This is a genomic window from Pseudomonas sp. A-R-19, assembly GCF_019956575.1.
GTDB lineage: Bacteria > Pseudomonadota > Gammaproteobacteria > Pseudomonadales > Pseudomonadaceae > Aquipseudomonas.
The window spans coordinates 84,021-93,570 of sequence record NZ_JAHBDR010000043.1; the positions used below are offsets into that span (position 1 = coordinate 84,021).

The following is a 9,550-nucleotide window of genomic DNA, read 5'->3' on the forward strand; positions in this document are numbered from 1 at the left end:
TTGACTACCGATCAATTGTCTTTCTAGGCATTTCTCGACTTTTACGCTTGCTGAAACGTTTCATCCTGTCTATAAAAATGGCACAACTCCAAGAAAGGCTATTTTCATGAACCCGCTCAAACTCTTCGTTGCCCTCAGCGCACTGTCCGCTGCCTCCCAAGCCCTGGCATGGGATTACGTCCTGCTCGACACCAACAAAGCCGCCCAGAACTGGCAAATCACCAGCCAGCAACTCGGCGTAAAAACCGACAAGCCTTTCAGCGTGACCCTGCGCACCTTGCACGGCGGTCGGCAGGAAGGCGTCAGCATCGTCGATATCGATAACGGCACGATGAAACTTTCGGTAGTTCCAACTCGCGGCATGAACGTCCTGCTGGCCTCGGTCGGTAACGTGCGCATGGGTTGGGATTCGCCAGTCAAGGAAGTGGTCAATCCGTCTTTCATCGAGCTCAACGGCCGTGGTGGCCTGGGCTGGCTGGAAGGCTTCAATGAACTGGTCACCCGCTGCGGCTACGAATGGGTCGGCCACCCCGGCATCGACAACGGCGAACTGCTGACCCTGCACGGTCGCGCTGCCAATATTCCGGCCAACAAAGTCACCCTGCACGTCGATGAAAAACCGCCGTACGCCATCAGCCTGCGCGGCGAGCTGAAAGAGCAGGCTTTCAAGAAAGTCGACTTCTCGGTCGCGACCGAACTGGTCACCGAGCCCGGCAGCGTAGTTTTCGCCCTCAACGACACCCTGACCAACAACGGCGACTATCCGAAGGAATACCAGGCGCTGTATCACAGCAACTTCAGCACCCCATTCCTGGAGCAGGGCGCCCGCTTCGCCGCGCCGGTGAAACAGGTGTCGCCGTTCAACGATAAAGCCAAAAGCGATTTGCCGGACTGGCAAACCTATCGCGGACCGACCAAGGACTATGACGAAACGGTTTACAACGTAGTGCCGTACGCCGATGCCAAGGGCGATACGTTGACCGTCCTGCATAACAAGGCCGGTAGCCTGGGCGTCTCGGTCGGTTTCAACACTCAAGCACTGCCCGTGTTCTCCCTGTGGAAAAACACCGATACCCAAGGGCAGGGCTATGTCACGGGGCTTGAGCCAGGCACGAGTTTTTCCTACAACCGCCGGTATCAGCGGCCACTGAACCTGGTGCCAATGATTGGGCCGAAGGAGCAGAAGCAGTTCCGCATCAGCTACGCCTTGCTGGCGGATAAGACCGCTGTGGATAAGGCGCTGAAGCAGGTAAGCGAGATTCAAGGTGGGCGGGAGACTGAGGTGCGGCAGACGCCGTTGGTTGATCTCAGCAAGGGGTGATTTTCGCCATCTTTTCGAAAAACCGCTTATTGGTCGAAAAAACACTTACAAATTTGAGCTACTGGCTTGTTGGCCGATATTGCAGCGCTTCGGCCAAGTGCTCGCGTCTGATCTCATCGACTTGTTCAAGGTCCGCAAGAGTGCGCGCTACTTTGAGCAGTCGATGGGCCGCTCGCAGTGACAAGGTCAGTCGTTCACACGCCGTCTCCAGCCAGGTTTCGTCTGTTGTGGATAATTTGCAGTGTCTGCGCAGGCCCGGCAAGTCGAGAAAGGCATTGGCACAGCCTTGGCGCTTTTGTTGCCGTTCTCGTGCATCGGCAACCAACTTGGCGGCGGTGGCAGTGTCGTCGCCGGCTTTTAACGCAGGATTCAATGCCGTGGCTTCGCGAGCAACCGTCAGGTGCAGATCAATACGATCCAGCAGTGGCCCCGACAGTTTGTTGCGATAGCGCTGAACCATGTCCGGCGTACAGGAGCAACGGCCACTCGGTTCGCCAAGATATCCACAGGGGCAGGGATTCATCGCGGCGACCAGTTGAAAGCGCGCCGGGAAGCGTACGCGGTCCTTGGCGCGGGAAATCACGATGTGGCCGGATTCCAGTGGCTCTCTCAACACCTCCAATACCTTGCGATCAAATTCCGGGAGTTCATCGAGGAACAGCACGCCATGGTGAGCGAGGGTGATTTCGCCCGGTTGTGGTTTCGAGCCACCGCCCACCAGTGCCGGTCCTGAGGCGGAATGGTGTGGTTGTCGGAAGGGGCGCTGTGGCCAGTGGCTCAACGGCACACAACTGGCGACTGACTGAATCGCCGCGACCTCCAGTGCTTCACTCTCGGCCAGGGGTGGCAACAGCCCTGGCAATCGGCTCGCCAATAGCGTCTTGCCTGTACCCGGTGGCCCGCTGAACAGCAGGTTATGTGCACCCGCTGCCGCAATCAGCAGCGCGCGTTTGGCCGCCATTTGCCCCTGAACTTCATTCAAGTCGGGGTAGGGTTTGTTGGCGTAGAGCAAACCGTTGGAAACGTAAGGCTCGATGGGTGTGTGTCCGTTGAAATGCGCCACAGCCTGCAATAGATGGTCAACCGCGATGACCTTCAACCCTGACGCCAGACAGGCCTCTTCGGCATTCGCCTGCGGTACCATCAGCCAGCGCCCGGCCTTGCGTGCCGCCAGCGCCGCCGGCAACACCCCTCGAACCGCCCGCACCGCACCTGACAGCGCCAGTTCCCCCAAGCACTCCACGTCATCCAGTGTCAGCGTCGGCACCTGCACGCTGGCCGAGAGAATTCCCAGGGCAATCGCCAGATCGAACCGCCCGCCATCCTTGGGCAAATCCGCGGGCGCCAGATTCAACGTGATCCGTCGCGCCGGAAATTGCAGTCCCGAATTGATGATCGCGCTGCGCACCCGATCCTTGCTTTCCTTCACCGCCGCCTCGGGCAGGCCGACCATGGTCAGCGACGGCAAACCATTGGCCAGATGGACTTCAACGGTAACGGCTGGCGCCTCCACGCCGACCTGGGCGCGGCTGTGGACGATGGAGAGGGACATGGTCGTTCCTTGAGCTGACGTTAGACCGCTTCCTGCGGTTGAGTGAAGGGTAGTCGGGTAGCGAAGTAATGTCGGTGCAGAGTGGGTAGGAATGTTCGCAGGATGTTGCGAGAGTGCGAAGGGCAAAGTATTTTCCTCTGTGATGAGGGAGCAAGCTCCCTCGCCACAGCTATTGCAATGCACGAGTGGATTCAAAAATTATCGAATGGTTGGAGCGATTTATTTGGAAGATGTCGTGTTGTCAAACAAACTACTGCCCGTCAGCACATTACTTAAGAAGCTTTCGATATCCAACTTGTTTTTGCCTTCTGCAGTATGCGTGAAATAGTTGAAGTCCAAATCAATCCACCCCTGCAGTTTTGTTTCATAGTTATCGGGATACTGTGCTCGCTCAACTAAGGGAAGTTCCTTGTAATGATCAAGGACGCTTTGGAAGAATTTGGTGAGTTTTCCGGTGCTGTTATATTCATATTCTGCTTCGGCCACCACTTTCTGTCGCCATGCAAATTCTTGCTTGGCTGATTCTTCCAATGCTGCCCGCCTTTCATTGACGGTAAAGGTGCCGCTGTCATCGTAAGTAATTAAAGCAAGCTGATCCCTGGGCATCCCCGAAAACGGGTTCTTTCCGAGCCCGTTTGTATACTTTGTCGCATTTTTGGCGCGCGCTAATAATTCGGCATTGTCTGTGTCGGGAACTTCAGAGTCGTGTTTTAATTTGTTGCCAGTATAATGACCGCTGTCCAACTCGTTGAATGTGTTTTTAGCCATCCCACTCAGTTCCGTTCTAGTTAGGCGTGCATCCCGGGCCTGTGCACGTACTGAGGCTTCGCTCAATTGGCTAGCTAGCGTGGAAACGGTACTACTATCTAGTGCGTTGCCAATTGGGCCTTGGAGTGTATTTTGGCTCACGCCTTGGTTTTTGCCGGGAGTCTCTGTCAATTTTTTTGTTTCAGCTGGTGCTTGGCTGCTGCTAGTTGAAAAATTGTTTAGTGAATTAACCATTTTGTTGCCACTCCCTGTTCGATGACTAAAACATGATAGGTTGCCTAATGACTGTTGATGCTTTAGCAAGATTTTACAAGCCGCTTAAGGCCCGCTACATACTTTACTTCATTGTAATTACTACTGACCAAGCATAGGTGGACGGATTTGTTTTAGTTACTTTTATGGTGCAGGTCGCCCCACCACTAGGCGTGGCCGTATTATTCCATTTTGGAATTTTGCTTGCGCCAAAGCCAAGGGTGGTCACAAATGTCGCTAAATAAACACATTCCTTGTTGCCGATTTGATATCGTAAATTAGCATGGTTGTAATTAGGTGATATCTGGCTTTGTATGTCGTACGTATCCGAGCTTTTTGCAGTCACGGACGCTTGTGGAGTAGGTGATGCGTTTGCTTTCGTTATAGCTTCGTTGTTCGTTATGGGAGTATACGTAGCAGTCTGTGTTCCAAGGTTCTTGAATATGACTGTAACAGGCGGCCCAGCAACCGCTGAACTTATGTGAAATGCAGTCAATGCGAAAGCGACAATTAAAGACTTGGATGTTTTCATGGGTGTTGCTCCTTGTGGTGTTGGTAACAGTATTCCATTTAAAAAGTTGTGCTCATTACAAGCTATTATCTAAGCTATGTAACATGGACTTAAATTTTTCAAGCGGATTGGTGAACCGGAGCCTGCGGAAATGCCGGCAGGCCCGAAGGTTTTCCATGCACGGCCATCATTCGAGAAAGGAATAAATCACTGGTTCGAACGTGGTCACGGTGCGTCGGGTGCTGCTCGAGTCGCCAAACCCGTTGCTGACTAATTAACTGGGAGTGAGCTTAGGAACCGGAGCTTTGCGGCGCAATCGGACGGGGAATGAGATCTTCGTAGGAAGTTGCCGGGATTCTTGCGGGCTTGAATGCCGTAGCCTGCGGCAATTCCTACAGGTCAATCTGAAGGTCGTTTCGGCTTTATCGCGAGCAGTCTCGCCCCAAGTAGATCTTCGATCTCCACCGGGTAATCGCCTGGAAGCGTTGAATGTCGACACCTACGGTGAACGACATCGTGCTCCAGCGTCAGGGTGTCAGTGCTGATATGGCTCTGAGGTTATCTATCTGTCTGGACACTCCCCCGGAATTCTGGCTGAACCCCCACGCCAACGCGTGGGGTTTTTATTCAAAATGCGTTAAGCATCTTTGCGGCTCTTTTCCACCAAGGCGCACTGATAGCAGGCCTTGAAGTCTCCTGGTCAGGCAGCATCTGCGGCACATCCTGCAACCGAATCCACGACTGGTTGTTCCAGTGCAGCAGGCTCAACGACATTTCCGGCCAGTTGAGCAGGCTCAGTTGCGGGCGTTCGATTGTAGTGGGGTATAGGGCGTCTCGCAGGGCGGGGACGACTTCGTGGGTGAGCCATTCACGCAGAGCTCGGTACTCGGGGCAGTAGTGGTAGACCAGTAATGTGTAGACGCCGGATTCGCTGATCAACAGGATGTTTTCGATGTGACCGTGGATGAGGGTTTTGGCTGTTTGGTATTGGTCGGGATCGAGTTTTCGGACGGCGCGTTCGTCGAGGTAGAGGCGCAGGAGGCGGCCGAGGTCACGGGCGCTGAACCAGGGTTGGTTTTGTATTAGGAGGGCGTGGAGGTGGAGTTTGTGGCGGGTGAAGGCGTGAGGTATTAGATAATTTTCGTCCATCGAGCAGTACCCAAATTCGCATGAAGGAAACTGCCGCTGATCGTCGCCAAACGAAAAGGGTGGCAGCTGTGCGCGGGTTGGCGAACCGGTGCATGCGAAAAACCGGCAGACCCGAAGGTCTCCCACGCCCAGCCGCCATAATTCGAGAAGGGAATAATGCCCAGTATCGAACGTGGTTGCGGTGCGTCAAATGCTATCCGGGTCGCCAAACCCAGTGCTGAATATTCAGCCGAGATGAGCTTAGGAACCGGGGCTTAGCGACGCAATCGGACGGCGGTGTGATGTTTGTAGGACGTTGCCGGGATTTTTGCGGGGCTTAGGATCAAAAGATCGCAGCCTTCGGCAGCTCCTACAGGGGGCTGTGTTTCGAATCAGGATTGATGAGTTACTCGGTCGGCGGATTCAGCTTCGCCTCAAGCTCCGCCACCTTCGCCTCAAGGCTCTCCAGCCGCGCCCGCGTGCGCGCCAGTACAACCATCTGACTATCGAATTCTTCCCTGCTCACCAGATCCAGTTTGCTGAAGCCGCTTTGCAGCAACATTTTGAACTGGCTTTCGATTTCGGCTTTCGGCAGGGGCGTATCGCCGCTGAAGAGGCGGGAGGCGGTGCCGGTGAGGGCGTCGAGGAAGTCTTTTGGCGCGAGCATGGGCAATGTCCTGGAAACAATGACGGGCAGTGTATCACGCGGTGTCTATAGTCATTTGCGCGGGCCAGGGGTGCACGGTTTTCGCGCATTGGGACGGACGGTATCGCACCGTTGTTGTGCGTAACGTGCAGGGTGTTGTCGCGAAGTATCCACCATCCACCGGTAACGGCTTGAAAACAGTCATTTTTGTGGAGATGGCAAGCTTTCTGCTTAGATGCTGGTGACCCATGCACTGATGCAGTCGCTGTGACGAATGCAGTGCGCCAGGCGAAACGCGGGGAGTGTTTCGCAGGAGCGGTTAGCTGGCGTCGGACGGGCAGGTAAGGCCGACGATGCGTTACAAAGCCAGGCACTGCGCTTAGACTTGAGACGGGTTTGTTTTCCTGGGGCAAGTCCACCAATTCGGGAGAGAGTTTTCATGAAGCTAGTCACTGCCATCATCAAGCCGTTCAAGTTGGACGACGTACGCGAGTCGCTGTCCGAGATCGGCGTGCAGGGCATTACCGTCACTGAAGTCAAAGGCTTTGGCCGGCAGAAGGGTCACACCGAGCTGTATCGCGGCGCGGAGTACGTGGTCGATTTCCTGCCCAAGGTGAAGATCGACGTCGCCATCGACGACAAGGATCTGGACCGGGTAATCGAGGCCATCACCAAGGCTGCCAACACCGGCAAGATCGGTGACGGCAAGATCTTCGTGGTCAATCTGGAACAGGCGATTCGCATCCGTACCGGCGAAACCGATACCGACGCTATCTAAGCCGCCACAAACCCAACGCCCCAGGAGAAAACAATATGACTCTGCGTAAATTCGCAGGGCTAGGAGCCCTGTTGTCCATCGTAATGCCCAGCCTTGCTTTGGCGGCAGACGAAGTGGCGGCCCCAGTCCTCAACTCCGGCGACACCGCCTGGATGTTGACCTCGACAGCCTTGGTGCTGTTCATGACCATTCCCGGCCTCGCGCTGTTCTACGGCGGCATGGTTCGGTCGAAAAACATTCTTTCCGTGATGATGCAGTGCTTCGCCATTACCGGTCTGATCAGCGTCCTGTGGGTCATTTATGGCTACAGCATCGCGTTCGACACCACGGGCATGGAGCAGGGCGTCGTCAACTTCAACTCGTTCTTCGGCGGCATGGGCAAGGCATTCCTCGCCGGCATCACGCCAGCCAGCCTGACCGGTCCTGCGGCGCTGTTCCCGGAAGCGGTGTTCGTCACCTTCCAGATGACCTTCGCCATCATCACTCCTGCGTTGATCGTCGGCGCCTTCGCCGAGCGGATGAAGTTCTCCGCGATGCTGGTCTTCATGGGCATCTGGTTCACCCTGGTCTACGCGCCGATTGCGCACATGGTCTGGTCCGGTAACGGCGGCCTGATGTGGGACTGGGGCGTTCTGGACTTCGCTGGCGGCACCGTTGTGCACATCAACGCCGGTGTGGCCGGTCTGGTTGCCTGCCTGGTACTGGGCAAGCGCAAAGGCTTCCCGACTACGCCGATGGCGCCGCACAACCTTGGTTACACCTTGATGGGCGCGGCCATGCTGTGGGTTGGCTGGTTCGGCTTCAACGCCGGTTCCGCCGCTGCGGCCAACGGCACCGCCGGTATGGCGATGCTGGTGACACAAATCGCTACCGCTGCTGCGGCGCTGGGCTGGATGTTTGCCGAGTGGCTCACCCATGGCAAACCTAGCGCACTGGGTATCGCTTCGGGCGTGGTTGCCGGTCTGGTGGCAATCACCCCGGCTGCGGGCACCGTTGGCCCGATGGGCGCGTTGGTAATCGGTCTGGCTGCTGGCGTGGTGTGCTTCTTCTGCGCCACCACCCTGAAGCGCAAACTCGGCTATGACGACTCCCTGGACGCCTTCGGCGTACACGGTATCGGCGGTATTCTCGGCGCGATCCTGACCGGTGTGTTCGCCGCGCCGTCCCTGGGTGGCTTCGGCACCGTGACCGACATCGCCGCACAAGTATGGATTCAGTGCAAAGGCGTGGGCTTCACAGTGATCTATACCGCGATCGCCACGTACATCATCCTCAAGGTGCTGGATATGGTCATGGGGCTGCGCATCAACGAAGAAGAAGAGGCGGTCGGCATCGATCTGGCGCTTCACAACGAACGCGGCTACAACTTGTAAGCACGCGCATAAAAAATTGCCCGGCTTGCCGGGCATTTTTTTGTCTGAAATTTGTCATCGAAGGCTGAGCTGAAAGGTTTTTTCCTACAGGTTTTGCGATGTTTGCGTCGGGTGTTTTTGTGCGGTCGAAGGCTTACAAGATTCAAGGAATATTAGGGCCTTTGTTTTTTCCCAGAGCGCGCTAGAATGCGCCCCGAACGTGCGGAGAACTGTATGTGGCAACAGACTCTGATTACCTTGCGGGCGAGGCCCCGGGGCTTTCATCTGGTAACGGACGAGTTACTCGCCGGCCTGCCTGAACTCAAGGCGTGTCGGGTCGGTCTGTTGCATTTGTGGCTGCAGCATACCTCGGCGTCGTTGACCATCAACGAGAACGCCGATCCGGCGGTACGTCGCGACTTCGAACGGTTTTTCAATCGTCTGATCCCACAAGGAACAGACGGCTATGAGCATAACGACGAAGGCCTGGACGACCTCCCGGCGCACTTCAAGGCCAGCGTGCTTGGCTGTCAGCTCAGTTTGCCGATTTCGGCAGGCCGGTTGGCGTTGGGGACCTGGCAAGGCGTTTACCTGGGCGAGCACCGTGATCATGGCGGTGCCCGTAAAGTCCTCGCCACCGTGCACGGTGAAGAGGCATAACCGCTGGTCAGCAGCGGCTGTTGATTTTTTTCCGGCAGCCTTCGACAGAGGGCAAAGCTGGGCTATAACTAATCTGCTTTTCGCAAGTCATGAGGTAGAACATGAGCGACGATGATCTGGAAAACGACGACCTCGAAGTAGGCGACGACGACGAAACCGAAGAAGGTCTGGAAGCAGCGGCGGAAGACGTCGCTGAAGACGATGGCGGTGATGCGCCGGCTCCGACCGCCAAAGGCAAGGCCAAGGCAGCGGTGTCGGTCGATGAGCTGCCGAGTGTCGAAGCCAAGAACAAGGAACGCGATGCTCTCGCGCGGGCCATGGAGGAGTTTTTGGCCAAAGGTGGCAAGGTGCAGGAAGTGGAGGCCAATGTGGTCGCCGATCCTCCTAAGAAACCGGACAACAAGTACGGCAGCCGGCCTATCTGAGGCTGCTACCCGCTTGCTGAAAAAGCCCGCCGTCGCTGCGGGCTTTTTCATGCCTGGAACAAAAATTTCGGATGAGCACAATCCACTGTGGGAGCGGGCTTGCTCGCGAAGGCGTCGTGTCAGCCAGCATCAATGTCGACGCTGTCTCTTATACACA

The 9,550-nt window shown here is 56.1% G+C and carries 10 protein-coding genes and 1 pseudogene; 6 read left to right on the forward strand and 5 right to left on the reverse strand.

Features of this window, described 5'->3' with window-relative positions; genetic code table 11:
- Window positions 1-106 precede the first annotated feature (106 nt).
- On the forward strand, window positions 107-1,321 hold the full coding sequence (locus KGA88_RS09770; RefSeq protein WP_223590445.1) for an aldose 1-epimerase family protein: 1,215 nt from the start codon (window positions 107-109) through the stop codon (window positions 1,319-1,321).
- Between the two features lie 58 nt (window positions 1,322-1,379).
- Here KGA88_RS09770 and KGA88_RS09775 read toward each other — a convergent pair whose 3' ends face one another.
- The 3 genes from KGA88_RS09775 to KGA88_RS09785 all read right to left on the reverse strand — a co-directional run bounded on the left by KGA88_RS09775 (window position 1,380) and on the right by KGA88_RS09785 (window position 4,425).
- A complete protein-coding gene (locus KGA88_RS09775) occupies window positions 1,380-2,873 on the reverse strand; it encodes a YifB family Mg chelatase-like AAA ATPase (RefSeq protein ID WP_110660029.1) in 1,494 nt (497 codons plus the stop codon).
- Between the two features lie 219 nt (window positions 2,874-3,092).
- On the reverse strand, window positions 3,093-3,875 hold the full coding sequence (locus KGA88_RS09780) for a hypothetical protein (protein WP_223590448.1): 783 nt from the start codon (window positions 3,873-3,875) through the stop codon (window positions 3,093-3,095).
- A 103-nt stretch (window positions 3,876-3,978) separates the two neighbouring features.
- On the reverse strand, window positions 3,979-4,425 hold the full coding sequence (locus KGA88_RS09785) for a hypothetical protein (protein ID WP_223590450.1): 447 nt from the start codon (window positions 4,423-4,425) through the stop codon (window positions 3,979-3,981).
- Window positions 4,426-4,893: 468 nt separating this feature from the next.
- Here KGA88_RS09785 and KGA88_RS09790 point away from each other — a divergent pair.
- A pseudogene (locus KGA88_RS09790) lies at window positions 4,894-5,004 on the forward strand (addiction module antidote protein, HigA family); the annotation flags it as partial.
- A gap of 27 nt (window positions 5,005-5,031) precedes the next feature.
- Here the strand turns inward: KGA88_RS09790 and KGA88_RS09795 are convergent.
- The gene (locus tag KGA88_RS09795; protein ID WP_110660027.1) at window positions 5,032-5,553 is read right to left on the reverse strand and encodes a Bro-N domain-containing protein; all 522 of its coding nucleotides are present in this window, start codon (window positions 5,551-5,553) and stop codon (window positions 5,032-5,034) included.
- Between the two features lie 385 nt (window positions 5,554-5,938).
- Window positions 5,939-6,199, reverse strand: a complete 261-nt coding sequence (locus KGA88_RS09800; RefSeq protein ID WP_046038993.1) for an accessory factor UbiK family protein — start codon at window positions 6,197-6,199, stop codon at window positions 5,939-5,941.
- A 418-nt stretch (window positions 6,200-6,617) separates the two neighbouring features.
- Here KGA88_RS09800 and glnK point away from each other — a divergent pair, with 418 nt between their 5' ends.
- The 4 genes from glnK (at window position 6,618) to sutA (ending at window position 9,393) form a co-directional block, all read left to right on the forward strand.
- Window positions 6,618-6,956 carry a P-II family nitrogen regulator gene (gene glnK, locus KGA88_RS09805; protein WP_002555808.1) on the forward strand — a complete coding sequence of 113 codons (339 nt, stop codon included), beginning with the start codon at window positions 6,618-6,620 and terminating at the stop codon, window positions 6,954-6,956.
- Between the two features lie 35 nt (window positions 6,957-6,991).
- Window positions 6,992-8,329, forward strand: coding sequence for an ammonium transporter (locus KGA88_RS09810; RefSeq protein ID WP_110660026.1), 1,338 nt, complete (start codon window positions 6,992-6,994; stop codon window positions 8,327-8,329).
- Between the two features lie 213 nt (window positions 8,330-8,542).
- Window positions 8,543-8,968: a secondary thiamine-phosphate synthase enzyme YjbQ gene (locus KGA88_RS09815; protein WP_008015517.1), complete on the forward strand. Its 426-nt coding sequence runs from the start codon at window positions 8,543-8,545 to the stop codon at window positions 8,966-8,968.
- Window positions 8,969-9,069: 101 nt separating this feature from the next.
- Window positions 9,070-9,393, forward strand: coding sequence for a transcriptional regulator SutA (gene sutA / locus KGA88_RS09820; RefSeq protein ID WP_095943368.1), 324 nt, complete (start codon window positions 9,070-9,072; stop codon window positions 9,391-9,393).
- The last annotated feature ends 157 nt before the right edge of the window (window positions 9,394-9,550 follow it).

What these genes read in the sequence shown, in the direction of transcription:
- KGA88_RS09815 (WP_008015517.1), top strand. Translation starts at nt 8,543, where the DNA reads ATGTGGCAACAGACTCTGATTACCTTGCGGGCGAGGCCCCGGGGCTTT.
- KGA88_RS09780 (WP_223590448.1), bottom strand. Translation starts at nt 3,875, where the DNA reads ATGGTTAATTCACTAAACAATTTTTCAACTAGCAGCAGCCAAGCACCA.
- KGA88_RS09770 (WP_223590445.1), top strand. Translation starts at nt 107, where the DNA reads ATGAACCCGCTCAAACTCTTCGTTGCCCTCAGCGCACTGTCCGCTGCC.
- KGA88_RS09785 (WP_223590450.1), bottom strand. Translation starts at nt 4,425, where the DNA reads ATGAAAACATCCAAGTCTTTAATTGTCGCTTTCGCATTGACTGCATTT.
- glnK (WP_002555808.1), top strand. Translation starts at nt 6,618, where the DNA reads ATGAAGCTAGTCACTGCCATCATCAAGCCGTTCAAGTTGGACGACGTA.
- KGA88_RS09810 (WP_110660026.1), top strand. Translation starts at nt 6,992, where the DNA reads ATGACTCTGCGTAAATTCGCAGGGCTAGGAGCCCTGTTGTCCATCGTA.
- KGA88_RS09795 (WP_110660027.1), bottom strand. Translation starts at nt 5,553, where the DNA reads ATGGACGAAAATTATCTAATACCTCACGCCTTCACCCGCCACAAACTC.
- sutA (WP_095943368.1), top strand. Translation starts at nt 9,070, where the DNA reads ATGAGCGACGATGATCTGGAAAACGACGACCTCGAAGTAGGCGACGAC.
- KGA88_RS09775 (WP_110660029.1), bottom strand. Translation starts at nt 2,873, where the DNA reads ATGTCCCTCTCCATCGTCCACAGCCGCGCCCAGGTCGGCGTGGAGGCG.
- KGA88_RS09800 (WP_046038993.1), bottom strand. Translation starts at nt 6,199, where the DNA reads ATGCTCGCGCCAAAAGACTTCCTCGACGCCCTCACCGGCACCGCCTCC.